The organism is Vibrio sp. 10N.286.55.E10, assembly GCF_002872555.1.
In the GTDB taxonomy this organism is placed as follows: Bacteria; Pseudomonadota; Gammaproteobacteria; order Enterobacterales; family Vibrionaceae; genus Vibrio; species Vibrio crassostreae.
Genome location: NZ_MCSD01000015.1, coordinates 150,893 through 177,133 on the forward strand (window position 1 = coordinate 150,893; position 26,241 = coordinate 177,133).

Consider the following 26,241-nt stretch of genomic DNA (forward strand, 5'->3'; position numbering starts at 1 on the left):
GATCCACTAAGCTAGAAGTAACAAAACATAATAATAAAAAGTAAAAACATAGGACGTTGGCATGAAAATACTGAAAAACTACATAGCCCTTTCTCTGTCCGCTCTGGTTCTGGGTGGCTGCACCAACTACCCAGAGCAAGGCACAGGGGGGTTAGCTGAAAGTTATGATTCCATCAACTATCAAAACTCAGATTTCTCTCCTGTTATGCCCGACGAGCCTCTTGGTCCAGAACATGGATTACGTTTTGATTGGCAGTTAGCTAAATTACATCTCGATGCTTTGATTCAAGAAGGTGCTCGTTGGTGTTTCCCTGCAGCTGTTGTCCAAGCGATTGAAAAACAAAATCGCATTGCACGTGAGCTTCAAGGCGGTCTACTTCTGGATGCAGCCAACGACCTGGTGATCCAAAGAAAACGCTTAAATGAACTTGAAGTCCAACTAGACTATGTAACCTCACAAGCCCACTGTGAGCCACCAAAAAATGAAAACCAATTTAGAATGCAATTGTCTGTTATCGAACAGTTGTATGACCTGCTTAATGTTGATAATCAATTCGCGGAAGATTCGACCGAAGTCAATCCGAAGTACATGGGAAGACTTGCGGAAGCAACCAGCCTACTCAAAGAACACAAATCTCTAGACCTTGTTGTTACAGGCCATGCTGATGCGACAGGTACCGAAGAATATAACGATAAGTTAGCGCTTGGACGAGCGAAACAAGTCGAACGCTACCTGACTATTTTTGGTTTAGGCGCTCAACGAATCAAAGCCGTCTCTGTTGGTGAGACCGTCCCTCTTTTTGAAGGTGAATCCGACGGCACACGTTTAACTAACCGCCGAGTGAGCATCGAAGTCATCTCGCCTAAAAACGCGGAGAAAATGGGAGGTGGACTATGAAATTATTGATCGCTTTTACCGTCTCCCTATTGTTGTGCTTTGCGAATATCGTCAATGCTAGCGACGAGTTTTCAGACGCGGTTCAAGTCGGTGACCTAATCCAAGTTAACGTACCCGGCGAAAGCACCTTAAACATAGGGTTCCAAGTAGACAAACGTGGCCGTATAACCCTTCCTGAAGTTGGTGCGGTGTTTGTCGCAGGTTATGACAGTGAACAGCTCAACAAAGTCGTTCTAGAGTCGCTGGCAACTGCTTATAAAGATCTTTCGAACGCATCGGTGTACGTCAAAGAGCAGCAAATCATCATCTACGTGCAAGGTTATGTAGAACAGCCTGGCGAATACACACTTGCATTGGGTTCTAGTATCCAAATGGCACTTTACGCTGCAGGTGGTCTACGTTCAGGGGCACAACTCGATAAACTTATTCTTAAGCGAGGTGCTGACAAGGTAGAATTCAACTACAAACGTTTCCTAGATTCGGGGGATGAATCAACGCTCCCCGCTTTGCAATCATTGGATTCACTGTTTGTACCTGCTTCCCCATTAGTGGGCAACATTGAGCAAGAGTTTGACGCTGCAAAGCTTGCTAACTCAGGTGACAGTGCTGATTCTCGTAATTCAATCAAAGTGTTTGGTGAAGTTAACGCACCAGGCTCTTTCACTTACAAAGAGAACACTGACCTTGTCGACGTGCTAATGCGCTCAGGCGGTGTAACACGCTATGCCAGTGTCGAGCAAATCCGAGTCATCTCAAATAACACCCCAACGCTATTCAACCTAAAACGTTACTTAGATTCTGGTGACGAAAGTCTGCTTCCAATTTTACGACCTGGCGCGACCATTTTCGTGCCCAAGCAAGAAGAAGAGATCAAATCTGGCGCGAACATGGTTTACGTGATGGGTGAAGTCGCTGCCCCTGGTGCTTTTGAAGGTAAAAGAGGTGCCACCTTTATGGATATCCTAGCTAATGCGGGCGGCCCGACTCGTTTCGCTGAGTCACGACAAATCCGTGTACTAAAAGCCGACGGCAGAGTAGTTAAATTCGATTTAGCGGCATACACAGAAGGTTTACCTAATTCTAACCCTCCTAGCATCAAAGCTGGAGACGCGATTTTCGTTCCAGAGAAAACAGACATGAACGAGAAATCATGGCTAAAGATCTCGCCGGATAGAGCTGTAAATGTCATTGGTGAAGTTGTTCGACCAGGACGTATTGAGTGGTCAGACGAAATGGATTTCATGGGCCTACTTGCTCATGTTGGAGGGCCAACACTGCGCGCCGATACCACAAAAATAGAAGTGGTTACAGGTAGAAAGCTAGTGGTTTTCGACTTAGACGAATTTATTAAATCTGGAGCTCCACGTGACCAACTGCCCTTCATCCGTGCAGGCTCAATTGTGCGCGTACACGACTTACCTCAAGACCCTTCAGACAACAAATCTCAATGGGTACGTCAAAGCTCAGATGCATCAATTTACGTGTTTGGCCAAGTTCGTTCACCAGGCCGTTACCGATTTACAAAAGACATGCACTTTCTAGATATATTGTCAGCGTCAGATGGACCAACGAAAGACGCCGACATTCACAATATTCGCGTAACCCACAGAGATAAGACTTACTCTAAAGTGAGCAAATTGAACTTATCTCTCTATTTCGAAACGGGGGATGAATCCATCCTACCAAACGTAACTGCCGGCGATACTATTTATATCCCAGAAAAAGATAAGAATTGGTTAGACACACCAAAAGAAAAAACGGTTCGCGTGCTTGGCGCAATTAATAACCCGGGTCGTTACGTGTTTAACGACAACATGACCATCTTAGATATCTTGGCAGAAGCTGCAGGCCCTACTGACAATGCTTATGTGGAGAAGATTACTATTGTGAACATGTCTTGTTGCCAAGGCCAAGCACGTACCTTTGACCTTGTTGAGTTCAGCAAAACAGCGAACATCTATAGCCTACCAGTGTTACGTGCAGGTGATACGATTTACATCCCAGACCGTCGTGAAAGCTTTATTGAGAAAGCCCGTGTTGGCTTAGATGACATCCTACGAATTACCACCACCATCGTGTTAATAGGAGCGTTATAATGACTATTTCAGCAACGCATGCCGAAGTTGAACAACTGTACTTAGCTTCTGAACTTAACGGCCAGAAATCAATATGCGTGACCGCTTGTCATTCGGGTGACGGGGTAACGTCTATTGCAACCGCATTAGCCGAGCGCTTTCTTCTTGCTGGCCACTCTACGCTTTATGTCGATCTCAACTTGTTCAACCCTGCTTTCAAAGATTTGAATATGCTAGAAGACAGTCAGCAAGGTCAATTAATAGAACATGTTGAATCTCATCGTACGTTTATCGGCATCCCTGCTCCACAAGTCGCTTCAACGCAATTGGCTTATAAAGATCCGACAACGCTACAAAAAGTAGTCAACAAATGGTTAGAGAAATACGACAGAGTCATCATTGATACTTCACCGCTTCTCAACATAAACAAAGGGAACATTCCGGCGCAGTCAGTTGCGAGCGCTTGTGACAGCACACTTATGGTTGTCGTATATGGTGAAACATCGAGTCACCACCTAGAACAAGCGAAAAAGCTGCTTGATGCGCAAACTATCAACCTAATGGGTAGTGTGATGAACATGAAACAAACGCCTAGTTTTGCTCAAGAGCTGGTAAGACAGATCAATGGAATGAAATTCATCCCTGCTAAGCTTCGCGATAGTTTGGCAAACAAACTGTATCAAAATGAATTTTTGAACCTGCCAATGTAACTTTCGCGTTTAACTTTATGGCTGTCATTTACCCCCTGACAGCCACCTATCCTATTAGGCCTCAAGCCAATCCCCTTAAAACCAAATTAGTTATTTTTGGCGAAATTATTGTTAAAAATACGATTTTTAAAACCATTCAACGCATTTCACACACGTCAATCATGGTCTTACCACCTTAAAATCCCTTCAAAAATCAACAGCCCTACACCTAACTTTAGCGGTAATGTGACACAGACAGTTAAAGCGTCATGTAAATCGAATCAAAGATGGAATTCGTACGATTATTCCCTAAGATTATAAATAGAGGTGGTTTTTGACGAATTTGTAATAGTTTGACAAAGTTATCCGATGGCTGTTGAAACACAGTGGATGAATTGGCAAATCACACTTCACTGACTTTGCACGTTTATCTATTCAAACTTCACCCATCCCTCCTTCTGCTCAAATGGTTCAAATACACGGAAAGGATCACCATCGAGCAATTTAGATAATCAATTTACCTTGGTTACCTTAGTTGTATTATTAAAGAGAAAGGAAACTCAATATGAAATACAAGTTAAGCTCCGTATTTTTGTTAGTAGCAGCAGCCAGCGGTAATGCTAACGCTGGAGAATGTGGCAGCGTAACAATCGCAGATATGAACTGGAACTCTGCAACACTGATCGCCAATATCGACCAATTCATCCTAGAACACGGTTATGGGTGTGATGCTGAACTTATCCCTGGCGACACGATGCCAACAGGCACATCTATGATCGAAAAAGGCCAGCCTGATGTTGCCCCTGAACTTTGGAGCAACAGCTTAAAAGACGCATTGGATAAAGGTGTTGAAGAAAAACGCCTTCGCTACGCAGGTAAAGCACTTGTGAACGGCGGCGAAGAAGGCTTTTGGGTTCCAGCTTACCTAGTTAAACAATACCCTGAAATGGCAACCATCGAAGGCGTACGCAAGAACGCTAGCTTATTCAAACACCCTGAAGACCCAGATACATCTGCATTCTACAGCTGCCCTGCAGGCTGGAACTGTCAGATCAGCGCCGGAAATTTGTTTAATGCTCTTGAGCTAGAAAACAGTGGTTTCACGATTGTTGATCCAGGCTCGAGTGCCGGCTTATCTGGCTCTATCGCAAAAGCTTATGAACGTGAAGAAGCATGGTTTGGTTACTACTGGGCACCAACCGCTGTTCTAGGTAAATACGACATGGTTAAAGTCGACTTTGGCAGTGGCGTAAATGAGGAAGAGTTCCTTAACTGTACCACCAAAGAAGATTGTGAATCGCCAAAAGCGACCATGTACCCGCCTTCACCCGTCCACACGATTACCACTGAAAGTTTTGCTTCACGAGCACCTGAAGCGTACGACTACTTTACTAAACGTGGTTTCACCAACGACAAAATGAACTCGCTACTTGCTTGGATGGAAGACAACCAAGCTGATGGTGAAGAAGCGAGTTTGCATTTCTTGAGTGAATTCCCAGAAGTATGGCACCCATGGGTTTCTCAAGAAGTGGCTAAGAAAGTTGAAGCTGAACTGTAAGAGCTTGGATCAACGAGTAATTACGCTTCAACAATAAAACAGAAATAACGTCGCTATACTTGATGTTATTCATGATTCGGAGCCCTTTTCATTGCCGATTTTCCTATCGCATGAACAAGTGGCTCCGAACTATAAGGATATAAAATGGCTGACAGCAATTGGTTATCAAGCTTTCCAGAGATGGAACGCTCTGATTTACGAACCATAAAAAAGACGCTAGATGGCGCATACCGTGAATTTTCCCGTGAATACGGCGAAATGATTGAATCTCTCTTTGACCCTCTTCTTTCATTCCTTGTTTGGTTTGAAAAACTCCTTATCTCAACACCTTGGATTATAGTCCTCGCCGTGTGTACCAGCCTTGTCTACGCAGCAAGCCGTTCTTGGAAACTGGCGTTAGGTTGTGTTGTTTCTCTACTTCTCATTGGTTACTTTGGAATGTGGGAAGACACCATGCGGACGCTCAGTATCATTACTGTGTGTACCTTAGTTTCGATATTCTTAGGCATTCCGATTGGCATTGCGATGGCTCGTTCAAATCGAGCGCAATCTATCGTTACGCCGATGCTCGATATCATGCAAACCATGCCGGCATTCGTTTATTTGATTCCAGTGGTAATGCTACTTGGTATAGGTAAGATTCCAGGGCTAATCGCCGTGGTTATCTATGCGATTCCACCTGTGATTCGTTTAACCAACCTAGGCATACGCCTAGTCGACAAAGAAGTCCTTGAAGCCGCTACCGCTTTTGGTGCGAGCAAAAAGCAGCGCTTGTGGGGTGTTCAACTTCCTCTAGCAATGCCAACGATTATGGCGGGTATCAACCAAACCATCATGATGGCACTGTCTATGGTTGTTATCGCATCCATGATTGGTGTTAAAGGTCTAGGACAGCCGGTTCTTAAATCGATTACCAACCAGTACTTCACATTAGGCCTGATGAATGGTTTCGCCATCGTTGCCCTCGCAATCCTTTTTGACCGCGCTTCTCAGGCGTACGCAAGAAGAACTAATGCGCATTTAGGAGGATTCAAGCATGACTAAACCATTGATTGAGATTAGTGGCCTATACAAAGTGTTTGGACCAAAACCAATGTCTGTTATGAACCGAGTTCAAAACGGCGAACATAAGGATCAGATTCTCGCGGACACGGGTCATACCGTTGGTTTAAAAGAGATCAACCTTGAGATTAACCGTGGCGAAATCTTCGTTATCATGGGTCTTTCTGGCTCGGGTAAATCGACGCTGATTCGCCACTTCAACCGTTTGATTGACCCGACTCAAGGCAAAATCATGGTTGAAGGCATTGATGTGATGAGCCTCAACACTAAAGAGTTAGAAGAGTTCCGTCGTCATAAAATGTCGATGGTATTCCAACGCTTCGGCTTAATGCCTCATCGCACTGTGGTTGAAAACGTTGCGTATGGGTTGGAAGTACAAGGCATCAAAAAAGAAGACCGTTTAACGAAAGCCAACGAGTGGTTAGAGACTGTAGGTTTGAAAGGCTACGGTAATCAGTACCCTGCCCAACTGTCTGGTGGTCAGCAACAACGTGTTGGCCTTTCTCGCGCTTTGTGTACCAACGCCGAAATCTTGTTAATGGATGAGGCCTTCTCGGCACTCGACCCTTTGATCCGAAGTGAAATGCAAGATCAGCTTATCGAGCTGCAAGAGAAACTTCATAAGACCATTGTTTTCATCACTCACGATTTGGATGAAGCACTCCGTCTCGGCGATCGAATCGCAATTTTGAAAGACGGCGAGTTAGTACAACAAGGCACACCACATGAGATTCTTCTGAACCCTGCCGATGACTACGTAGAAGCTTTTGTTAAAGACGTAAACCGTGCTCGTGCATTGACCGTTGAAACCGTTATGCAGCCCCCTCTCTACCGAATCACATCGGAAACAATAGAAGGTGCTCTCGCGCAAATGAAGATGCTTAAGAACGATTACGCTTATCACGTTACGGATGATGGCTATCAAGGCTTGGTCACTCAAGAGAGCCTACAAGATGCCGTTGAAGATGCATCGGTGCATGATTTCAGCGAAGAGATATACGAAGAAGTCCCTGCTATCTTGCCTGATGCCGTGATTGAAGAAGTGCTACCAGACACCATGTCTTGTGACTACTCACTTCCGGTTGTTGATGAAGAAGGTAATCTGAAAGGTGAACTGGAGAGAAGCGCTGTTGCCGACATCTTCTCTGAAAGTAGCGAGGAAGAAGTAGAAGTCGACCCAAAGCCAAGGATTGATAAGGCTTCGTAGTTCTACTGTTCGTTATTTAGAGTACGGCTGTTTAAATTAGTCAAAATTGCTTAACATCTCCTAAGACCACTGTTGTTATTTAACTGCGGTGGTCTTTTTTATTTGTATCGACCTCGTTTTCGCCCACACTCTACCCGCACGTTACGTTTTATAGTCACCTAAGTTTATATTTCATAAGAGAAAACAAATTAAATCAGCCCGTTAGGTTTGTCACAAACACGGTAGTAAGGTAAGCGAGATAGCAATTAATTGCTCTATTTGCACGGCAACCAGTTGAAATTATTCTAGAAAATGACTAGAACTTAATAGTACTCATGAATATTAGGCTCAACAAAAGGACTTAGTTTGATCAATTCTACTTTAGCGTCAGACGCACCCGCAGATCTCAACTCACGAGAAGTTAGCGAACTTGTGGATGAAAGCGTTCTAGAGCAAATGATTCGAGATACAAGTGCGGACATTATCCCGATCTTGATCGACCACTATGTCGAAGAAACACAAACACGCTTGGTTACCATTAAAGAGGCTGTCACTCAGAAAGACGCTCAGACACTTGAGTTCGAGGTCCACACTCTCGGCAGCACGGCGCTTTCATTAGGTAATCGCCCCTTGGGTGAGTTAGCTCGCGCTCTAGAAAAGCAATGTTTAAACCAAAATCATGATGCGGCATTTCTACAAGTTGACGAATTACTAGAACTCGCAGAACGCTCAATAAAAGCCTTGCTTGAAAGGAAAGATGCTGGCTTTAGTTAACATTAGATGTTCATATCGGTATCGAATTAAAAACTCAACATAGTCGTTTATCAATATAGTCACCATTAAGATACGTTCAAGCATGACAAACAATTCGGGAAAATATACCGCCCGCTTTTTAAAAGATTGCATGCGGTAGATAACAAATGCACAAGACTCGTATTGATGGCCTCTATCACTATGTTATTGGTTAGTTAGGATAAAGTTTCAAAAGGAATATACAATGCGCCCTAAGGTATTGTTAGTTGAAGACTCCACGTCGCTCGCCGTACTCTACAAGCAGTACGTAAAAGATGAGCCCTACGATATTTTTCACGTCGAAACCGGCGCGGAAGCTAAAACCTTCATTGAAAGACACTCTCCTCAGCTTGTTATTCTCGACCTCAAGCTGCCGGACATGCCGGGGGAGGAAGTTTTAGATTGGATTAGCGCGAACGGAATACCGACCGCAGTTATTATCGCGACAGCACATGGCTCAGTAAACATTGCTGTAGATCTTATCCAGCGAGGTGCGGAAGACTTCTTAGAGAAACCCATTCAAGCAGATCGACTTAAAACTTCAGTTCGTTTACATCTAAAAAGAGCGAAACTCGAAAACCTCGTCGATAACATGCAAAGTAAGTTCGATCGTGATCGGTTTCATAATTTCATCGGCTCTTGCCTACCTATGCAGGCGGTTTATAAAATCATTGATTCTGTAGCGCCAACCACTGCTAGCGTGTTTATTAACGGCGAAAGTGGTACGGGTAAAGAAGTGTGTGCAGAAGCCATTCATCAAGAGAGCCAGCGTAACGGCAAACCCTTCCTTGCCATTAACTGTGGCGCTATCCCTCGAGACCTAATGGAGAGTGAAATCTTTGGTCATGTTAAAGGTGCGTTTACCGGCGCAACAACCGACCGTAAAGGCGCGGCGATGCAAGCGCATGGCGGTACCCTATTTCTCGATGAGCTTTGTGAAATGGAATTGGAGATGCAGAAGAAGCTCCTAAGATTTTTGCAAACTGGTACGTTTACTCCACTCGGCGGCAACCGCGAAATCAAAGTTGATGTCAGAATTATCTGTGCGACCAACCGTGACCCACTGGTTGAGGTAGAAGAAGGACGCTTTAGAGAAGATCTTTATTATCGTGTTCACGTTGTGCCTATCGAAATGCCACCACTTCGCGAACGGGGAAGTGACATTGTCACCCTTTGCAATCACTTCTTGAAGCTATATGCGAAGCAAGACAAGAAGAAGTTCAAATCAATAGACAAAGAAACGCAGAACCTACTTAAACGTTACGTATGGCCTGGTAACGTCCGTCAGTTACAAAACATCATCCGTAACATCGTGGTGTTGAACAATGAAACAAGCGTAACCAAAGACATGTTGCCGTCTCCGATTAATAAAGCAGATGCTGCTCCAACATCGAAATTAGTGACGCCTATTCGAGTAACGGTGCCCCAACCAGCTGTGGTAGAAGCTCCAGACGCTAAGTTGCCACCTATTACTCCAGAGGAATTAGAGCAATCGTCAGTTGTCTCAACTGGCAACGGTTCGATGACGCCCGCATTTACCACAAGCGAAGGAGCTATTCGTCCTATGTGGCAAATAGAACGGGAAGCTATTCAACATGCCATTAATCATTGCGATGGGAATGTGTTAAATGCCGCGGTGTTGTTAGAACTTAGCCCTTCTACTGTTTACCGTAAGAAACAGGCTTGGGAATCGGAAGATGAGTGCAATCAAGCCTAGCCAAGGTGTACTCAACGTAAACCGTCATGAGATTTGGCTGTTGATCGACAGCCAAACTTTTGGAGGTATAGAAACACATGTTTTAGAATTAGCACAAGGCCTGATATCTGAAAGCGTTCAGTATTCAGATGCTGTTCGAATTGTTCTTTTGACGAAGTTTAATCCTGGAGCCATCATCGTTGAAAAGCTGGAAGCGCTGAACATCCCTTTTAGTTACCTCTCCGATTTAGCCTCTTGCTCAGCAGATTCAAGCAGCAATAGCGCGGCACAGCTTAAACGTGCCGTTCAACATTATCAGCCAAGGCTTATCCATGCTCATGGTTACAAAGCCAGTTTGGTCAGCAAGTTAATCAAGCTCCCACCTCGTTTCAACAACACAAAGCAAATCACCACTTATCACGCAGGTGAAACCCCAACAGGCAAGGTGTGGGTTTATGACTGGCTCGACCGTTACAGCAGCTTTCTTTCTGATCAGTCGCTCGTGGTCAGTGAGAAGATTAAAGCGAAAGTGCCCAGTAAGACCTATCAATTGAATAACTTTGTTAAAGTCCCAACCGGGTTAACAAGCTCCCCTTCATCAAGCCAAATCCACGTTGGTTTTGTGGGTCGATTAAGCCATGAAAAAGCACCAGATCGATTTGTGACATTAGCTAAACAGTTTCCCGAGGTTCAGTTTGAGGTTTTTGGTGACGGACCAGAAATGGAGACGCTAGTTAAATCTCAGCCTGAGAATGTTAACTTGTACGGGCATCAGACTAATATGGGTGATGTCTGGAGCCAAATCGATTTGTTGATCATCCCTTCTCGCTTCGAAGGCTTACCGATGGCCGCATTAGAAGCCATGATTCGCGGTATTCCCGTTCTCGCCACCTCAGTTGGCAACTTACCTAAACTCATCGAGCATCAAGTTAACGGCTACCTAGCCCATTCTGAAGCCGAACTAGAACAGTGTTTGTCTTTGTGGATGTCATTGACGAGTGAACAACGCGACTCTCTAAAGAGTAACGCGATAGAAACCGTCAAAAGCCAATACTCGCCACAAGCTGTTATCCCGCAGTTGTTGGAGATCTATCAACTCGACCGCTAAAACGAGTCGTAGTCAGGGTTGATCACTTTGGCTTAACGATTTGGGCACCCTAGTCAGTTTTATAGTGATTCTCAAAATGAAAAACCTCAACTCAAATCTACCACCTCCCTCTGTAATATAACCTTAAATCAGCAGCTTAAACAAAATGCATAACTGGCACTCGCTTTGCAATATTTAACATCAGGCGTCACTACGCCTTAAAAAATTGGTGAGCCAGTTTATTTGCGATATTAGAGGTAACAATGATCAACCCAGAAGCCAATAGATTCCCAGTCATCATTATGATCAGCACCTTATGTGTTGGGCTTGGTGTTGTTTGGTACTTTGTGCCTCATCCCGCTGTTATTGTAGCGCTAGCTCTTCTGCCATTAACCGGATTATTCGTTTTAAACAAGACATTTTGGTTAGTGTTGCTGTTCGTTGTCTTTTCATTTTTCCGAATTCACGAAGCAATACCTCAACTTTATTCACTAAAAATACCGCTGATGCTCTCACTAGGCGCTCTATCAGCCCTACTCTGGCATGCATTAATCAGTAAAGAGCTTAAAATATTTTGGCACCCTTGCTTGAATTGGCTCGCCATATTTTGGGGTTTGGTTTTCATTGGTATTATCTTCGCGACTAACAGACCGATTGCTCTGGCGGAATTCAAAGGTGTTTACTGGAAAATAATGGTGATGACACTCGCCATCGTTTGGTTAGTAAACAGTGCAGAGTATTTGGTCAAGACTTCGACCGCTATTATCTGTGCGGGATCATTAGTTGCTAGCATCGCGATTAATAATTCAATCAACGGGATTGGTTTAGTGGAAGGCAGTCGCGTAACTATAGGTCGTGACTTTGGTTCGATGTTAGGCGACCCGAATGACCTATCCTTAGTTCTTATGTTCCCATTAGCCTTTACTATCAGTCAAGCGACCACGACGGGGATCCCGGTAACAAGACGTATCATTAGTGTTGGTGCAACGGTTTTATTACTTGCTGCCGTTATTGCCACACAAAGTCGAGGTGGTTTACTTGGCTCACTTGCTGTAGTCGGGATCTTTGCGCTCAAAATCATTCGTTCAAAATCACTGTTGATTACTTTGGGAGCAATTGGAGCGATTGGCCTTTATTTCGCTGCCGGGATTTCAGATCGAGCATCTGGCGGTGCGGCTGAACAAGGTATCGATGAATCAGCTATGGGGCGGATTTATGCTTGGGAAGCTGCCTTTAAGATGGCGCTAGATAACCCTTTAACCGGAGTCGGTTTGGATAACTTCTTTTCCAACTACTTCTTCTACAGTTCCCACTGGGATGGTTTAAACCATGCTGTTCACAGTACTTGGTTTGGCGTACTTGCAGAAACCGGCTTTCTAGGACTCATCATATACGTGATACTGATTACCTCACTGATCAAAACCATACGTTCCACACTGAAGCAGCTTTCAGAAACAACTAACACCATAGATCCAAACCTTAATGCCGCCGCTTACGCTGTATATGCTGGGTTGATCGGCACCATCGTGTCAGGAACTTTTCTAACGCAAGGCTTCAATTGGCCTATTTATATCCTCGCAGCACTGGTTGTCGCTATCGCGAACATATCTCAAACTGCCTGTCAAAATGAGAAAACCTAAAAGCCAATTCTTAACCAATTGAAAATATTGAGTTTATTAAATGGCATAGTATATGAAAGTACTTCTATATAACAAGACAGAGGAGTTTCATTATGACGTCAGTATCTATACATCAATTCAAGCATTGGCTTAAGTTTCATCCTAATTCTCGAATTAGAAATGTATTTTTCATTTTGAAAAATATCAGAAGCGCAGAGCTACCTACCCCTCAAGTACTTAATCGCTGCCTATATCAAGCGCACAAGCTAGTGGTGAATTTGGTTTCTGGCTTTACTCGCTTCTTCTACTGGACACCAGCTTTTAAAGGTCGTGTGGCTCAATGTGGTAAACGCCTGTATTTGTATGGTGGTCTACCTTTCGTGAGCGGTCCGGTACAAATTTCGATTGGCGACAATTGCCGCATCTCTGGGCACACTACGTTCTCTGGTTGTACGCAACCATTGGAAGGCTTAGAACATCCATTGCTTTCGATTGGTAACAATGTCGACATCGGTTGGCAGTCGACTATCGCTGTTGGAGGAAAAGTGGTTATCTCTGACAACGTACGCATTGCTGGCGGTGCTTTCCTATTTGGATACTCTGGACACCCACTTGATGCAAAACGCCGAGCACTAGGTGAAGGCGATGATCCTCAGCAAATCGGCGACATCATACTTGAACCTGATGTGTGGCTAGGCACTAATGTAACGGTTAAAGGTGGCGTAACCATCGGCGAAGGTGCGGTAATAGCCGCAGGTAGCGTAGTAACAAAGAATATCCCTGCCTTTGCAATCGCTGGCGGTAACCCTGCTCGAGTTGTCGGTCAGATTAAATCCGTTGAAGGGACTGAATCCGATGTATTCGATTCGTTAGAGACTCATGGAGGTGACCATGCGTGATTTAATCGTATTTGGTGAAGACTTTGGCGGCCTACCTTCATCGACTCAACATTTAGTTCGTCACCTTGCTAAGCTGCACAAAGTCTTGTGGGTCAACTCTATTGGTCTAAGACAACCGAAGCTGTCCGCTAAAGATGCAACCCGAGCGTTCAACAAATTGTTTGGCAAAACCAAAGCTGTGACTCAAAACATGCTCGACTCTGAGGGACACGACAACATTACGATCGTGAACTTGAAGACCATTCCTGCGCCTGCTTCTAAGTTTTCTAGAAAGTTGGCTCAGCAAATGATGTTACACCAAATAAAACCGGTTATTGCTGAACTTAATCTTAATTCGCCTATCCTGTGGACTTCACTTCCGACCGCTGTTGATTTGTGCGGACACTTAGGTGAGTCATCTGTGGTTTATTACTGTGGCGATGATTTCAGCGCTTTGGCAGGTGTTGATCATGACACGGTAGCGCAACACGAATCGGAGTTGATCAACAAAGCGACTCTTATATTCGCGGCCAGCAAAAAGTTGATGGATAAGTTTCCAAAGCATAAAGCACACTTGCTACCACATGGTGTCGACGTAAACCTATTTTCAACACCAGCACCAAGAGCAAAAGATTTACCAAGTAACCACCGCCCTATTGCTGGTTTTTATGGCAGCCTTTCTAAGTGGCTTGATTATGAAATAATTGATCATGTTGCGAATGCAATGCCGGAATGGGATTTTGTTTTTATTGGCCCAAACGAGCTTGATACGCTCATGCTGCCTAAGTTGAGTAACGTACATTACCTAGGCCCACGTCCGCACCATACATTACCGAGCTATTCTCAACACTGGGATGTGAGCTTATTGCCGTTTGTTGATAACGAGCAGATCCGAGCTTGCAGCCCACTTAAACTAATGGAATACCTTGCGGCCGGCACACCAATTATCACAACGCCATTCCCTGCTTTAGTTCCATACCAAGAGCACGTAACGACTGTTGGCAGTGCAAATCAAATGATTTGGGCGCTTGACCATGCGCGCCAACTGAGCAATTCACCTATCTCTGTCGTCGAACAAGAGAGTTGGCAGAACCGTGGTAACTTCGTTCATTGGATGTTGGAGCTATTATGAATAATCTGAAATTGCGGTTATTGGCCATCATCAATGCCATGTGGCGCCAACGCTACGTTATCGTTCTACCAATGCTTATTTTGCCCTTTGTAGGCTTCGGTGTAAGCAAGTTGGCTCCGACCAAATATGACGCGCATACCAGTATGTTGATTCAAGAAACCGCCAAAATGAATCCATTCTTGGAAGACATAGCCGTTTCTACCATGCTCAAAGACCGACTCAATGCATTAAGAACGCTGCTACACAGTCGACATGTTCTTTACTCGGTCGCTGATGAATTGCAGCTAACCACACCAGATATGCCAGATCTAGAAAAAGAAGAAATCATCACCGACTTGTCTCAACGCTTATCAGTTACTCAGCTTGGAAAAGACTTTCTCAAGATCAGTTTAACGTCCAACACTCCAACTGGAATGGAAGCGACGCTGCGATCGGTCAGTGAACATTTCATTGAACAATTGTTAGCGCCGGAACGCTCATCTATTGAAGATTCAAGTGACTTTTTAAAAATTCATATAGACAAGCGTCGTATTGAACTTGAAACAGCAGAAGAAGCATTGGCCTTGTACATGAACGAAAACGTGCAATCGACGCCAGAAGTACAAAGCCAAAGCTTAAACCGCTTAGCATCGCTGAAACAGAACCTTGCTGAAAAAGAGGCAGAGTTATCGGGCGTTGAAAAAAGTCTTGGCTCAATTGACCAACAACTTTCAAGAACCAACCCTGTGATAGGTAAATTAGAAGACCAAATCATCGATATTCGAAGCGACCTTGCCCTGTTACAAGCTAAATACACAGACAAACACAGTGCTGTGCAAGCTAAAGTCCGTGAATTAGACAGACTTGAAAATGAGAGAAAAAGTTTACTCGAAGTAACCCAACCAACGATGAACAGCGACCAACTTTGGGACATTGCAAGTAGCACGACACTGAACAAACTTTCTGATACCCAACCTCTTTTGGTCACTCAACTACATAGCCTACAACTGGTTCGTGCTCGCTTTGAGTCTTTAACAGAAGAGACCAAAAGCCTTCGTACTATGATTTTCGAACTAGAACACAAGGCCAATAACTTCGGTGAAAATGCAAAAGAGATGTACCGTCTTAAGCGACAAGTTGAGATTAAGCGCCAACTTTATGATGAACTGACAGAACGTTATGAAATGGCTCAGCTAACGGGTTCGCTTGGGGTATTCGAGCAAAACAAACGTGTGAAAATTATCGACTTGCCTTTCACACCTAGCATGAAATCTAACATGCCGACTTTTATCTTTGTTCTGGCTGGATTTGTTGCAGGCATCGGATTGGGCATTGGTCTTGCGGTATTGTTTGAGTTATTCGATTCTACAATCAAACGTAAAGCCGAAATCGAAGATATCTTGGGTGTTCCAGTAATAACGGTAATTCCTAAAATGAGCTAGTCAGCTTTAAAATCAGACCTTACCTGAGGTTTACTCCCTTACAATAAATGCCAACACTCGATTGGCGTTTTGCTTGTCTAACACCCCAAGTTCTTAAACCCACTTCCTAATTTCCCTAAGCCCTATGATCCAAACAGCCATTCAATCGCATTTTGTTTTGATTCCCATTTTGAGAAATGAAAACCGCCTCAGACGAACCGTGTTTAAGTAATTGAAAATTAGAGATTATTTAGTTGGCACAACTCCTGCTATCTCCTTGTGTAGTTAAACGTTTTAAAGAAGTTACTTCACGAGAAACGGCAGAAAGGCGAAACAAGAATTATAAAGGCAGGGTTCAAATTATGAATACGCATTTAACGAAGCATGGCAAAAAGATCATACACGTTGTTCAGCACCTTGCTCCGGGTGGCTTAGAAACCCTAACTCTTGATTTGCTGCGCCTTGCTAAACCAACAGACCAAGTGTTGATTGTCAGTCTAGAAGGAACAAAACAAGACTCGATCAACAACTGGCCTAAATTAAAGCAGTACCAAAATCAGATCGTCTTTTTGGATAAGCCACCAGGTGTGCAATTCAATATCATCATCAAATTGATTAAAGCATTTAATGGTATTCAACCTGATGTGGTTCATACCCATCACATCGGCCCCCTACTTTATGCTGGATATGCCGCCCGCGTAACGGGTGTTCCAACTCGAATTCATACTGAACATGATGCTTGGCACCTAAACAATAGTAAACGTCGCCGTTTACAAGCGCTTGCTTTAAAAGCTGCTCAGCCAACGTTGGTTGCCGACGCGACACGTGTTTACAACCAGCTCCGCACCGCTTTTTCTTACGAGAACATCATTACCATCAAAAATGGTGTGGATTGTGAGAAATTTAAGCCAATGTCGAAAGAGCATGCAAGAGCAAACCTAAACCTACCAACAGACAAACACATCATCGGCTGTGCAGGTCGTCTAGAACATGTCAAAGGCCAAGACCAACTCATCAAAGCGTTGACTCTTCTACCTGAAAACATGGTTGTTGCATTTGCTGGCGGCGGTACGAAACGCAATCAACTAGAGCAACTCACTAGCCGATTGAATCTCAGTGACCGAGTCATCTTCCTCGGCCTAGTCGACGACATGACCACGTTTTACGGAGCGTTGGATACTTTCTGCCTTCCTTCTCGCCACGAGGGGTTGCCTCTTTCAACACTCGAAGCTCAAGCGTGCAATATTCCAACCGTCGCAATGGACGTTGGCGCTGTCGATGAAACCTTATGCCCAATCAGTAGCACCCTTGTTAAAAAGGGCAGCATTATAGAGTTAGCCAATGCGTTACTAGAAACTCAAAATGAGCGCTTTTTGTCACCCCGCCACTATGTACTAGACAACTTCGACATAGTGAATATGGTTGCCTCTTACAACAGCATCTCAGAAGGAGCTTACGCATGATCGATTGGTTACTTGCCGGACTTTGTTTATTTTCAGGTGCGTTGATTGTCTATCATCACGCAGCCTACCCTTTATTGCTGCGCTGGTACGCGAAAAACCACCCTGCACGTCAAGTTGAAGAGAGTCATCGTTGTTACAAAGAGGAACAACAAGATTGCACGTTACCGACCATCACCGTTCTTGTTCCTGCATTTAACGAAGAACAGTGGATTGCAGACAAGATTCGTAACCTTGCTTCTCTCGATTACCCAAAAAAGAAACTGAAAGTCATTATCGCTTGCGATGGTTGTACCGATAACACGGTCGCAATTGCTCAGATGACCATCCAAGAAGCGATGTGTAGTGATATTCATTTTGAGATACATGACCACCAATTGAACCGAGGTAAAGTAGCGGTTATTAATGAGGAAGTGACACATATCACCAGTGACCTTACAGCATTGAGTGACGTTTCCGCCCTTATTTCATTGGATGCATTACTTATTGCTGCCGCTCATTTTGAAAGTGACAAGGTTGGCGTGGTAAACGCAACGTATCAGCTTTGCCCAACAGGCAACGAAGGCGAAAACACTTACTGGCAGTACCAAACCGCCGTTAAAGAGTCTGAGGCTTCATTAGGTTCGAGCTTAGGTTCTCATGGCGCCTTCTACTTATTCAGAACACACCTCTTTGAACTACTTCCTTTAAATACCATCAATGATGATTTCATCTTACCGATGCAAATCGTAAAACAAGGTTACATTGCTGAGTATGAAACCCAAATGGTGGCACTAGAGCTAGAAGAATCGAACCTAGAAACAGACTTCAAAAGAAGACTTCGTATTTCAGCGGGCAACATGCAACAAGCGATTCGATTGTTCGGCTTGTTCAGCCCGAAGTTCAAAGGCATCGCGTTTGCGTTCTTCTCAGGAAAAGGACTTCGCCTCCTAACACCATATTTAATGATTGTGTGCTTAGTGTGCTCCATCTTGCTTAGCAACTACTTGGTGTTCGAAGCACTGTTATGGGCTCAAGTTACCGTTTATACCATTGGCGTAATTGGCTGTATCTTGCCAAAGCGTTTAGTAAACAAACCTATTTCATTAATCTCTTATTTGATAGTTGGACACTACGCCAACTTCATTGGTGGCATACGTTACCTAATCGGACTAGAAAACTCACCTTGGACACGAGCGAATCATTAAGGACTTATTATGATGAACATTGAACAGCTATCTACTCAAAACCTATACCAAGACAAAATTTCACGAGCTAAACGTACATTTGATTTGGTAAGCTCATTGATTGCTTTGATTCTGCTAGCACCGGTATTTCCACTGATTGCAATGGCGATTGCACTCACTTCTCGTGGTCCTATTTTTTACCGCCAACTTCGCGTTGGTAAATCAACACCACAGAAAATGGAACTATTTGAAATCATGAAGTTCCGTAGCATGTACGAAGATGCAGAAACTCGCTCTGGTGCAGTTTGGGCAACCGCGAATGACCCACGAATCACACCGGTTGGTCGATTCTTGAGAAAGACTCGTCTCGATGAACTGCCACAACTGTTTAATGTATTAAAAGGTGAAATGTCTCTTATTGGTCCACGCCCTGAGCGCCCTACTTTTTACACTAAACTAGAGAACGAAATCCCTTACTTTGCTGACCGCACTTATGGCGTAATGCCGGGTATTACAGGGCTTGCACAAGTGAACCAAGGTTATGACACCTGCATCGATGATGTACGTCGTAAAGTAGGTTTTGATCACAGCTACGCACTGAGTCTATGTTCTATGAAATCTTGGATTGCCACTGACCTGAGCATCATAACAAAAACGATCGTCGTTATGGTTAATGGTCGCGGTCGCTAAACCAGTATGGTCTAAAGTGAGAGAACCAGCTGCTTAGTCCAAGGTGAAAAATAGAGCAGTCTTGTCCAATGTGAACACAAAGCCAGCTTTGATAGTGATTTATCGGCTGGCTTTTTACTGCCTCAAAACAAGCCAAACGATGAAGCTACCCTTGCCGTCGATAACGCGGTGAACAAAGCAAAGTCGCTATACAAAGCAGGCCTAGTCGATTACTTATCGGTGCTAGACGCACAAAGACAACAAAAAGCGATGCAAGATCGCCAAGTAGCCGCCAAGCTTCAAACCGCCAACACCACGATTGCCGTGTATAAAGCGTTAGGTGGAGATTGGAAAGTCGCTAGAGAAACACAAAGTGTCGAGTTAGCTTCTGTGAACTAACAAAGCTACACGCTGTTCACCTAAACAATAAGCTGTAATCGTTCAGATAAGCTTAATAAGAAAATACCGCCGAAATCATCGGCGGTATTTTTGTTACTGAAAGTCGCTGTGGCAATTGTGCACCCATGTTTAACGGATATGTACCTTTCCAATTGGGTTTAAACGACTAAATCGGTATTTAGGGTAATAGATCCAAAACAGTTCTTCGTTCTTAGAGTCTTGAGCTATCAATAACTCAACCTCGCCAGAGTTAATAGCAATACGTACTTTACTTTTTGATAAAGGCTTCGTTCTATTTATCGTTACGTAGTTACTACTTCTCAAAGAGTCTAACAATTTAGATTCCTCAAACTCCTCATGAGCCTCCACAACGAAACTCGACACGCTCAGCTCTTCAGCGAGGAGCTTTCGGATTTGATACTTCTGAGAGAGAAACAGAACGATACTGATTGCTGCGACTCCACTTAATAGAATCAACGCTTTTATATTTTTACGCCAGACCCCAACAAAAAGAGCTGAAAGTAAGCTTACAATAAAAACTAAGGAGGTAACCGTAAACCAAATATCTAAATAGTCGCCCATAATTAACCTATTCACCTCAACCTAGTTTAAGTACCCCTGATCATGTCTTCCATGACGAAAGTGAACTATTTACGCGACAACCAGTGACTAGGAATTAGACGCATCGTTGCTGTCTGTATCTACGGTTTTGATCAGAGGACCAGCACACTCGACAAAACCACCGATATCGAAAGTATCTGGCGCATCGGCTCCGCCCGTCACACCAAAACTGCCTTTCACCACTGGATCCTTCTCAGTCTTATCTACGTCTAAAATGATCTCTACTTTATACGTGTGACCATCTGGAAGGAGTTTGGCACACTCTTCCAGTGTTGAAGCAGTAGCAACCATGCTGAAACCAAATAAACACACCGCAAGTACACTACTTTTCATTTTCAACATCATTAAACCTCTCGAAGACTATAGAAACATCATACCAACAATCGACTCATCTTCACGGGGATTGCTATAAAACGTCTAAAAAACATAACCTTGGTTATCTATGAACGCTACTTTGGCGCTTCTGACTTTGTAAAATTGGTTTTAAAAGTGAAGGCATACGGCGTATCACCGATTTCTCTGAGGTGTTCAAGTCGCTCTATCGCTTCTTCGAGTGTGGGAATACGGTCTTCTTCGATCCACCAAAGAACATAAGTATCTTCAGGTAAACGATGAAACCAGTCACCCTTTCGGCGCATAAAATCACGGTGATGTGTGCGAAACATGAAGTTCTTTAACGAATCTACAGAGTCCCACACCGACATATTCACAATCATATTCGGATCATCAAAAGCTTGGATATTGGTCGCATCACCAGATTCATCTTTCAGACGCCAAACGAACCCTTCACTGCTTTCTGCGATTCCATTAACCAACTCTAAGTTATCGACAAACTCTTTGATTTCTGGCGCATCTAACGGGTATTTCGCCAAAGCGATATTTAACTGAGCTAATTTCATAACGTTTCTTCCTTGATAAATTATGAGTAAATTTTTCTAGCACGCCGACTGATTCTTACAAAACTAAAGAACAGCTACGCCTTCAACTTCAATCACTGAGTTAACATTAGCGCGCTCGATTATCTTGAGTAACGTCGTTTGGATTAGTTCATTATCTCGAATTTCGGTTTCACAAGAAAAACGCTCTTCTTGAACACCATCGCCCTCACCCAACATGAATTGAACCGCGACTTCCGTTGCGAGTTCTTTGGTCGCTCCGTAGTACGCTAACGTGATTTTTGGGTATCCGTGGTCGCCTTTTTTAACCTGCTTTGCGATGCGTTTCTTGGCTTTATCTAAATTCATACAACTTCCTTTTAAGTCTGAAATACAAGGTGACTAGAACAACTTTTTAAACGGTAAGCAATACAATCAGCGTTGGTTATAGAGCTTCCCTAGCCTCTTGATACTAATCAAGATGGTACAGTCTTAACGCTTTAAAGAGTGATAGCTAGAACACAGATAACCAGTTTAAGAAAAATAATGACAGCGCGTAAGAATTACGCGCCAAGAAGCGGTAGATGTTTTCGTTGTTGATAAGTTAAGGCTAACTCTAAGCACTGCTTGATTGGTGCTTTGGGAAGTGGTTCAGTTAGGTTCAAGATGATTGCCCGATTACCTTGAAATGCCAATGTGCCATCGTGCAATTCTCTGAATGTGTCGATTAGCTTCGTTTGACAGTTAAAGAACAAGTAATAGTTATTTGGCGATTTTAATTTCCAATCGATTCGAATTGGACTGCCCGTCTTAACGCTGTAACTCGGCTCGCCCCATTTCAGAGACTCTTCGACGTCACCTAAATCCAAATCAGAACAAAGTTCAAAAATTAATGCACGCAACTCTTCAAGCCGAGCTCGAACACCATCGGGATACTCATCGAAATGTGTTTTGATTGCTTTGTCCATTCAATCTCCGATTCACTTGTTGAGATATTAAAGTGCAGCTCACTTAAAGCATAGAGCCTTAAAAATTAGTCCAACTTGATATGAAAAGTGCCAAGCGTAGTAAATCATTTTTCAGTTATCTGTTCGTTAGCGGTTTTCAAGGCCAGCTTTAAACCGTCCGTATCCTTACAACCAATGTAAACATGCTTTCGATTGCTTAAGCTTAACTTCAGCGCTGAACCTATCGATGCATTATACAACCAGCCATCATTCAGCATTCGGATACCAATACCTTGATACCACTTGCTTTGATAGAACGATGTCTCTGCAATGTCTGATACTTCTACATTCTTACGCCAAAAGCCAAAACCAAAATACCAGCTTAGTACATTGTCTTTGACCTCAATTGTCATCGAAAAAAAGAGCAAAGCGATTAAACCGTTGATGACGTGAGCGACTAATGTCCCGGGGTTATTCTCAGAGGTAACGACAACGAAAGCACTTATCGCAACAAGGATGAGCAGCAATCCCTTGTTGAATTCCTTACTATAAAACACAGCGACAACTCCTATAGACAACGAACAACCCACTAACTAGCCAACCGCTATCTTACTGCGGCCTTTCTAAATAATCGTAGCAAGTAATGCAGGCATACTCCCACAACCAAACCAAGTAGCATCGCCTTGATACTACCAACCCAAAGTATCAAACCAGAATAACCTTGTCCCGGACCTAAGCCTTGTTTATTAATCACATCGACAAACATAAAACCGTTCCACAGCACATGCAGTGAGGCTGTAAATCCATGCACACAAATTACAACGGTTCCAAGTAACTTGTGCCTGTTAATGACAGGTGCGCCACAAAAGATGACAACAAGCGCAAAGGTCAAAATCAGAGGGCCCGACAGTACTAAAGTGAGTGTGATTACTTCAACGTGGCTCTCTGTGCCATAACTGTATGTACAAAATACCATTGTCATTGAAAACAAAAGCGAAATGAGTGCGAACCATAGCGTTCTATTCATTGGGGTTCCCTGCCTTAATAGTGGGTTTAGGACAAATTCGATAATCGACAGGAAGAACTAATTACCAAAAATACGGCATGAGAAATGCCCTTGTTGCACTACTATTCGATGGACGACTCAGACTTTCATAAACCCAATGTAACGTGAGACTTAGAACACAAGCTAGATAACAAAAACGCCACTCACGTTCGCGCCTGACTACATACCTTATCAAGCTTCCTGTTGAACCCAAACAACATTTTCATTTGAAGTTGGAACCTCAAACAAAGACCAAAACAGATCTAACATTTCTGGTGTCATTTCATAAGACTTACCATTGAGTTTCGAGTTACGACTAAATGCCCTCTTCTTACAAGTCTCAAACGGAACATCAAGGTAGTGAACTTCGCTGTCCACACCTAGGTTTGATGCCCAGCTTGTAAAAGAGTCTCGGTCAGATTTACGCCAAAAACCAAAGTCGAAAATCACAGGAATACCCAAAGAAAAGAGTTGCATTGCAGAGTCCTTGAATAAGCCTTGAAGCGTAGCCAGTCGGCTATCAAAAACCTCACGCTCCATATGCTCGCCATACAAAGGAATCATCCACTCGTCGATCGAAAAACGAAAAGCGCCATGCTTTTCTGCAAGCGATTTAGAGTAAGTCGTTTTACCCGAACCGATAAAGCCACATACGAAATAGATTTTACTCATGATCCCTCTATTATTTGTCAGCACATCACCGCCTAATCTAAACCCTGGCACCTAAATCAACACAGTTGAATCAAACCAATTAGTGTGAATCTGCTTTAGTCTCTTGTTAGTTGTATTACAAGCTACTCACTTGGGCTATTTTTAGAGTTAGCAACGTCATGCTGACTCATAACAGTTATACCGTTTTGGCGAAGTAATGCAGTAGTGGCGCCCACGCCAACAACTTTTGTTCCTTCAAATTTTCCATTGTAAATCTGAGAGCTGCCACAAGAAGGGCTCCCATCCGTTAAAATCGCACTTGAGATATTTTCCTTCTGACAAATTTTCAAAGCTAACCTAGCTCCCTTGAGGAACTCCTTTGTTACGTCAGAGCCATCTTTTCCCATGATCTTCGAAGAGCCTTCGATGACGTTAGTGCCATCGCCTCCACAGATTTCAGCCGGAACTCTAGGTGTTGGCAAACCTCCAGCAACTTCAGGGCAGAAAGAGACAATTTCATTTGCTTCGACAAACTTCTGAAACTCAGGAGATTCAGGTTTTAAATCATTGCCGTCATAACGAACTTTGCACCCAAGTAAACATGAACTAACCAATACTTTACTCACAATAGACACCTTTAACCTATAAGAGAAAACTAAGGCAATTTAAACATTTAAGCCGTAGGTACGAAAGACTACAGCATATTGAAGCTGTAAAGTTTCTGCAAAAATTAAAACCCAGCTAACGAATGACATGGATTCCCCCTACCGAGGATCTGCCACACTTATGTGGTACTTAAATGCATCGGAGGCACCATGTCTGATTATTCTTATTTCTGCGGTATCGACCTAGCTAAAAACTACTTTAGTCTTCATGCCGTAGACCAAAATGGTAAGGTCATACTTCATAAGTCGGTAACTCGCTCTAAACTACTAACTACTAACTACAATAGCAAATATGCCGCTCATTGGTGTCGCTCCAATAACACGCGAAAGTGCACGCTACAAAGGTAAGCGCGAGCTCCAAGGCGGTCGAACGCAAGTACGCACAGTATTATATATGGCAATGATGTCAGCCATGCAATGTAACCTCGTATTCAAAGCGACTTATGCTCGACTTTTAGCTGCCGGGATGCCTAAGAAAGTCGTAATAATCGCGTGTGTACGCAAGATCGCTGTGACCCTTAATTCTATGCTGAGAGGTGGCGCCATGTGGGATGAAAATACAGCCAAAAATTAATCACTGACGCCATAGTCGTTTGTTAGCCCACTGTTGAATTAGACCAACAGTTCTAAAACGAGCCCAAAAGACCTTGAATCAACTTCCTGCCAGGTTCACTAAACAACCAAACAAAACAGCCGATGTTTATCATTATCGTAACCCAAAGAATAAATTTAAAGGGCTGCTTTCTCGATTTATGCCGTAGCTGGAACTGAGCCAATAATGCTCCTGGCCAACCACCTAGTAATGAAAGCAAATGAAGGGTATTTTCCGATGTTCGCCAAGCTCCACCTTGTGCAGCTTGTTTGTCCCAAGCGAACATCAAATATGTGAAAATGCTCATTAAAAGATATAACGGGATCAGGAGTAGCTCACCTTTAAACAGAACTACCGATGTGATTGCGGCAACCAAAAAGCTAAAACCAAATAAAACTGTGAAAGGAAAACCATTAACCCCTTGGACTACAACATTTTTAGCATTAAGACGCCCCTTGTTATCTTCAGTCACGTCATAGCTTACACTATCTGTTAGTTTAGGACGGTAGCCTCGATTTTTGACCGATGAAATATGGAAAAATACTCTCAACTCGCCACCCGCTGAAGAAATAAAGCCATAGCCCTTATTGTCATTCCATTCGACTATTTGACCTTTCATCATGTTCCTCCGTCATTGTGAAGCCTGTGGGCTAACGCCCAATTAAGTAGCTGACAACGCTACTAATACACTCAAATCTACCACCTAAATCACTGAAGCTAAGCCGAGTTGAAAATGCCAAGCGTTGACAGTCTGCTTAAATTGCTTGTTATACAAAGCCTAGCAACACCCGCAGAACTTAGTGCCTTACCTTTGATCACTACCTTACTTTAGTTTCTGGCGACTCGACCATTCTTTGCAGGCATCAATCATTGTGAGACCAGTAGCTCCTTGCATCCATTGCATAAAACCTCGGTCGAATTTGAAATCATCGCCAAATTTGGATTTGAAATATCTACGAACATTTTGAGTCGTTTTATAAGTGTCTGTAATGACAGTTGTATCGAGTATCTCAATCTTGTGCCAATCAACCTTTTCCATGGTTTAGATTACTCCCTTTGTATAACGCTTAAGTATTTAT

Annotated in this window: 27 protein-coding genes and 3 pseudogenes; 19 read left to right on the forward strand and 11 right to left on the reverse strand. The window is 43.5% G+C overall.

Going from position 1 to position 26,241, the window contains the following annotated elements:
* Positions 1–61 precede the first annotated feature (61 nt).
* From BCV39_RS11385 to BCV39_RS11465, 17 genes and pseudogenes are all read left to right on the forward strand, one after another.
* Positions 62–898: an OmpA family protein gene (locus tag BCV39_RS11385; protein WP_102431952.1), complete on the forward strand. Its 837-nt coding sequence runs from the start codon at positions 62–64 to the stop codon at positions 896–898.
* Entirely contained in the window at positions 895–2,994 is a 2,100-nt protein-coding gene (locus BCV39_RS11390) for an SLBB domain-containing protein (RefSeq protein ID WP_102431953.1), read from the forward strand. Before BCV39_RS11385 ends, BCV39_RS11390 begins: the two co-directional genes overlap by 4 nt.
* Positions 2,994–3,683 (forward strand): tyrosine-protein kinase family protein, encoded by a 690-nt coding sequence (locus tag BCV39_RS11395; RefSeq protein ID WP_102431954.1) that lies wholly within the window; start codon positions 2,994–2,996, stop codon positions 3,681–3,683. The genes BCV39_RS11390 and BCV39_RS11395 overlap by 1 nt, the downstream gene beginning before the upstream one ends.
* A gap of 544 nt (positions 3,684–4,227) precedes the next feature.
* Positions 4,228–5,220 (forward strand): ABC transporter substrate-binding protein, encoded by a 993-nt coding sequence (locus BCV39_RS11400; protein ID WP_019823101.1) that lies wholly within the window; start codon positions 4,228–4,230, stop codon positions 5,218–5,220.
* A 144-nt stretch (positions 5,221–5,364) separates the two neighbouring features.
* The gene (locus tag BCV39_RS11405; protein WP_102431955.1) at positions 5,365–6,264 is read left to right on the forward strand and encodes a proline/glycine betaine ABC transporter permease; all 900 of its coding nucleotides are present in this window, start codon (positions 5,365–5,367) and stop codon (positions 6,262–6,264) included.
* A complete protein-coding gene (locus BCV39_RS11410; protein ID WP_102431956.1) occupies positions 6,257–7,489 on the forward strand; it encodes a glycine betaine/L-proline ABC transporter ATP-binding protein in 1,233 nt (410 codons plus the stop codon). Before BCV39_RS11405 ends, BCV39_RS11410 begins: the two co-directional genes overlap by 8 nt.
* Before the next feature lie 348 nt (positions 7,490–7,837).
* Entirely contained in the window at positions 7,838–8,242 is a 405-nt protein-coding gene (locus BCV39_RS11415) for an Hpt domain-containing protein (RefSeq protein WP_102431977.1), read from the forward strand.
* 223 nt (positions 8,243–8,465) lie between these two features.
* Positions 8,466–9,977, forward strand: a complete 1,512-nt coding sequence (locus BCV39_RS11420; protein ID WP_102431957.1) for a sigma-54 dependent transcriptional regulator — start codon at positions 8,466–8,468, stop codon at positions 9,975–9,977.
* The gene (locus BCV39_RS11425; RefSeq protein WP_102431958.1) at positions 9,958–11,064 is read left to right on the forward strand and encodes a glycosyltransferase family 4 protein; all 1,107 of its coding nucleotides are present in this window, start codon (positions 9,958–9,960) and stop codon (positions 11,062–11,064) included. Before BCV39_RS11420 ends, BCV39_RS11425 begins: the two co-directional genes overlap by 20 nt.
* A 242-nt stretch (positions 11,065–11,306) precedes the next feature.
* Positions 11,307–12,683, forward strand: a complete 1,377-nt coding sequence (locus tag BCV39_RS11430) for an O-antigen ligase family protein (RefSeq protein WP_102431959.1) — start codon at positions 11,307–11,309, stop codon at positions 12,681–12,683.
* 92 nt (positions 12,684–12,775) lie between these two features.
* Complete coding sequence (locus BCV39_RS11435; protein WP_102431960.1) at positions 12,776–13,561, forward strand: acyltransferase; 786 nt, start codon at positions 12,776–12,778, stop codon at positions 13,559–13,561.
* Positions 13,554–14,672 carry a glycosyltransferase gene (locus BCV39_RS11440; RefSeq protein WP_102431961.1) on the forward strand — a complete coding sequence of 373 codons (1,119 nt, stop codon included), beginning with the start codon at positions 13,554–13,556 and terminating at the stop codon, positions 14,670–14,672. The genes BCV39_RS11435 and BCV39_RS11440 overlap by 8 nt, the downstream gene beginning before the upstream one ends.
* The gene (locus BCV39_RS11445) at positions 14,669–16,093 is read left to right on the forward strand and encodes a Wzz/FepE/Etk N-terminal domain-containing protein (protein ID WP_102431962.1); all 1,425 of its coding nucleotides are present in this window, start codon (positions 14,669–14,671) and stop codon (positions 16,091–16,093) included. Before BCV39_RS11440 ends, BCV39_RS11445 begins: the two co-directional genes overlap by 4 nt.
* 341 nt (positions 16,094–16,434) lie before the next feature.
* The gene (locus BCV39_RS11450) at positions 16,435–17,535 is read left to right on the forward strand and encodes a glycosyltransferase (protein ID WP_102431963.1); all 1,101 of its coding nucleotides are present in this window, start codon (positions 16,435–16,437) and stop codon (positions 17,533–17,535) included.
* Positions 17,532–18,719 carry a glycosyltransferase family 2 protein gene (locus BCV39_RS11455; protein WP_102431964.1) on the forward strand — a complete coding sequence of 396 codons (1,188 nt, stop codon included), beginning with the start codon at positions 17,532–17,534 and terminating at the stop codon, positions 18,717–18,719. The genes BCV39_RS11450 and BCV39_RS11455 overlap by 4 nt, the downstream gene beginning before the upstream one ends.
* 9 nt (positions 18,720–18,728) lie before the next feature.
* Positions 18,729–19,388 carry a sugar transferase gene (locus BCV39_RS11460; RefSeq protein WP_102431965.1) on the forward strand — a complete coding sequence of 220 codons (660 nt, stop codon included), beginning with the start codon at positions 18,729–18,731 and terminating at the stop codon, positions 19,386–19,388.
* A 138-nt stretch (positions 19,389–19,526) separates the two neighbouring features.
* Positions 19,527–19,766: pseudogene (locus BCV39_RS11465) on the forward strand (hypothetical protein); the annotation flags it as partial.
* A gap of 129 nt (positions 19,767–19,895) precedes the next feature.
* Here BCV39_RS11465 and BCV39_RS11470 read toward each other — a convergent pair.
* From BCV39_RS11470 to BCV39_RS11510, 9 genes are all read right to left on the reverse strand, one after another.
* Positions 19,896–20,348: a hypothetical protein gene (locus BCV39_RS11470; RefSeq protein WP_102431966.1), complete on the reverse strand. Its 453-nt coding sequence runs from the start codon at positions 20,346–20,348 to the stop codon at positions 19,896–19,898.
* Positions 20,349–20,435: 87 nt separating this feature from the next.
* Positions 20,436–20,732 carry a hypothetical protein gene (locus tag BCV39_RS11475; RefSeq protein ID WP_102431967.1) on the reverse strand — a complete coding sequence of 99 codons (297 nt, stop codon included), beginning with the start codon at positions 20,730–20,732 and terminating at the stop codon, positions 20,436–20,438.
* Positions 20,733–20,836: 104 nt separating this feature from the next.
* A complete protein-coding gene (locus tag BCV39_RS11480; RefSeq protein ID WP_102431968.1) occupies positions 20,837–21,286 on the reverse strand; it encodes a DUF3291 domain-containing protein in 450 nt (149 codons plus the stop codon).
* 63 nt (positions 21,287–21,349) lie between these two features.
* A complete protein-coding gene (locus BCV39_RS11485) occupies positions 21,350–21,631 on the reverse strand; it encodes a hypothetical protein (RefSeq protein ID WP_102431969.1) in 282 nt (93 codons plus the stop codon).
* A 194-nt stretch (positions 21,632–21,825) separates the two neighbouring features.
* Entirely contained in the window at positions 21,826–22,230 is a 405-nt protein-coding gene (locus BCV39_RS11490) for a DUF1801 domain-containing protein (RefSeq protein WP_102431970.1), read from the reverse strand.
* 104 nt (positions 22,231–22,334) lie between these two features.
* Positions 22,335–22,766, reverse strand: coding sequence for a hypothetical protein (locus BCV39_RS11495; RefSeq protein WP_241902292.1), 432 nt, complete (start codon positions 22,764–22,766; stop codon positions 22,335–22,337).
* A 47-nt stretch (positions 22,767–22,813) separates the two neighbouring features.
* Positions 22,814–23,236 (reverse strand): hypothetical protein, encoded by a 423-nt coding sequence (locus tag BCV39_RS11500; RefSeq protein ID WP_102431971.1) that lies wholly within the window; start codon positions 23,234–23,236, stop codon positions 22,814–22,816.
* A gap of 210 nt (positions 23,237–23,446) precedes the next feature.
* Positions 23,447–23,926 carry an ATP-binding protein gene (locus BCV39_RS11505; RefSeq protein WP_102431972.1) on the reverse strand — a complete coding sequence of 160 codons (480 nt, stop codon included), beginning with the start codon at positions 23,924–23,926 and terminating at the stop codon, positions 23,447–23,449.
* 122 nt (positions 23,927–24,048) lie between these two features.
* Complete coding sequence (locus tag BCV39_RS11510; protein WP_102431973.1) at positions 24,049–24,531, reverse strand: DUF523 domain-containing protein; 483 nt, start codon at positions 24,529–24,531, stop codon at positions 24,049–24,051.
* Between the two features lie 189 nt (positions 24,532–24,720).
* On the opposite strand from BCV39_RS11510, the pseudogene BCV39_RS23170 reads away from it, so the two are divergent.
* Both BCV39_RS23170 and BCV39_RS11515 read left to right on the forward strand, forming a co-directional pair.
* Positions 24,721–24,874: pseudogene (locus tag BCV39_RS23170) on the forward strand (IS110 family transposase); the annotation flags it as partial.
* Positions 24,869–25,144: pseudogene (locus tag BCV39_RS11515) on the forward strand (transposase); the annotation flags it as partial. The pseudogenes BCV39_RS23170 and BCV39_RS11515, both read left to right, overlap by 6 nt.
* A 52-nt stretch (positions 25,145–25,196) precedes the next feature.
* Here BCV39_RS11515 and BCV39_RS11520 read toward each other — a convergent pair.
* Together BCV39_RS11520 and BCV39_RS11525 are read right to left on the reverse strand one after the other, a co-directional pair.
* Positions 25,197–25,781: a cold shock and DUF1294 domain-containing protein gene (locus tag BCV39_RS11520; protein WP_102431974.1), complete on the reverse strand. Its 585-nt coding sequence runs from the start codon at positions 25,779–25,781 to the stop codon at positions 25,197–25,199.
* 204 nt (positions 25,782–25,985) lie between these two features.
* On the reverse strand, positions 25,986–26,201 hold the full coding sequence (locus BCV39_RS11525) for a DUF6434 domain-containing protein (RefSeq protein WP_061026088.1): 216 nt from the start codon (positions 26,199–26,201) through the stop codon (positions 25,986–25,988).
* Between the last annotated feature and the right edge of the window lie 40 nt (positions 26,202–26,241).

Excerpts from the sequence above, each read along its gene's own strand:
- BCV39_RS11385 (WP_102431952.1), top strand. The coding sequence starts at position 62 with ATGAAAATACTGAAAAACTACATAGCCCTTTCTCTGTCCGCTCTGGTT.
- BCV39_RS11390 (WP_102431953.1), top strand. The coding sequence starts at position 895 with ATGAAATTATTGATCGCTTTTACCGTCTCCCTATTGTTGTGCTTTGCG.
- BCV39_RS11395 (WP_102431954.1), top strand. The coding sequence starts at position 2,994 with ATGACTATTTCAGCAACGCATGCCGAAGTTGAACAACTGTACTTAGCT.
- BCV39_RS11400 (WP_019823101.1), top strand. The coding sequence starts at position 4,228 with ATGAAATACAAGTTAAGCTCCGTATTTTTGTTAGTAGCAGCAGCCAGC.
- BCV39_RS11405 (WP_102431955.1), top strand. The coding sequence starts at position 5,365 with ATGGCTGACAGCAATTGGTTATCAAGCTTTCCAGAGATGGAACGCTCT.
- BCV39_RS11410 (WP_102431956.1), top strand. The coding sequence starts at position 6,257 with ATGACTAAACCATTGATTGAGATTAGTGGCCTATACAAAGTGTTTGGA.
- BCV39_RS11420 (WP_102431957.1), top strand. The coding sequence starts at position 8,466 with ATGCGCCCTAAGGTATTGTTAGTTGAAGACTCCACGTCGCTCGCCGTA.
- BCV39_RS11425 (WP_102431958.1), top strand. The coding sequence starts at position 9,958 with ATGAGTGCAATCAAGCCTAGCCAAGGTGTACTCAACGTAAACCGTCAT.
- BCV39_RS11430 (WP_102431959.1), top strand. The coding sequence starts at position 11,307 with ATGATCAACCCAGAAGCCAATAGATTCCCAGTCATCATTATGATCAGC.
- BCV39_RS11435 (WP_102431960.1), top strand. The coding sequence starts at position 12,776 with ATGACGTCAGTATCTATACATCAATTCAAGCATTGGCTTAAGTTTCAT.
- BCV39_RS11440 (WP_102431961.1), top strand. The coding sequence starts at position 13,554 with ATGCGTGATTTAATCGTATTTGGTGAAGACTTTGGCGGCCTACCTTCA.
- BCV39_RS11445 (WP_102431962.1), top strand. The coding sequence starts at position 14,669 with ATGAATAATCTGAAATTGCGGTTATTGGCCATCATCAATGCCATGTGG.
- BCV39_RS11450 (WP_102431963.1), top strand. The coding sequence starts at position 16,435 with ATGAATACGCATTTAACGAAGCATGGCAAAAAGATCATACACGTTGTT.
- BCV39_RS11455 (WP_102431964.1), top strand. The coding sequence starts at position 17,532 with ATGATCGATTGGTTACTTGCCGGACTTTGTTTATTTTCAGGTGCGTTG.
- BCV39_RS11460 (WP_102431965.1), top strand. The coding sequence starts at position 18,729 with ATGATGAACATTGAACAGCTATCTACTCAAAACCTATACCAAGACAAA.
- BCV39_RS11470 (WP_102431966.1), bottom strand. The coding sequence starts at position 20,348 with ATGGGCGACTATTTAGATATTTGGTTTACGGTTACCTCCTTAGTTTTT.
- BCV39_RS11475 (WP_102431967.1), bottom strand. The coding sequence starts at position 20,732 with ATGATGTTGAAAATGAAAAGTAGTGTACTTGCGGTGTGTTTATTTGGT.
- BCV39_RS11480 (WP_102431968.1), bottom strand. The coding sequence starts at position 21,286 with ATGAAATTAGCTCAGTTAAATATCGCTTTGGCGAAATACCCGTTAGAT.
- BCV39_RS11485 (WP_102431969.1), bottom strand. The coding sequence starts at position 21,631 with ATGAATTTAGATAAAGCCAAGAAACGCATCGCAAAGCAGGTTAAAAAA.
- BCV39_RS11490 (WP_102431970.1), bottom strand. The coding sequence starts at position 22,230 with ATGGACAAAGCAATCAAAACACATTTCGATGAGTATCCCGATGGTGTT.
- BCV39_RS11500 (WP_102431971.1), bottom strand. The coding sequence starts at position 23,236 with ATGAATAGAACGCTATGGTTCGCACTCATTTCGCTTTTGTTTTCAATG.
- BCV39_RS11505 (WP_102431972.1), bottom strand. The coding sequence starts at position 23,926 with ATGAGTAAAATCTATTTCGTATGTGGCTTTATCGGTTCGGGTAAAACG.
- BCV39_RS11520 (WP_102431974.1), bottom strand. The coding sequence starts at position 25,781 with ATGAAAGGTCAAATAGTCGAATGGAATGACAATAAGGGCTATGGCTTT.
- BCV39_RS11525 (WP_061026088.1), bottom strand. The coding sequence starts at position 26,201 with ATGGAAAAGGTTGATTGGCACAAGATTGAGATACTCGATACAACTGTC.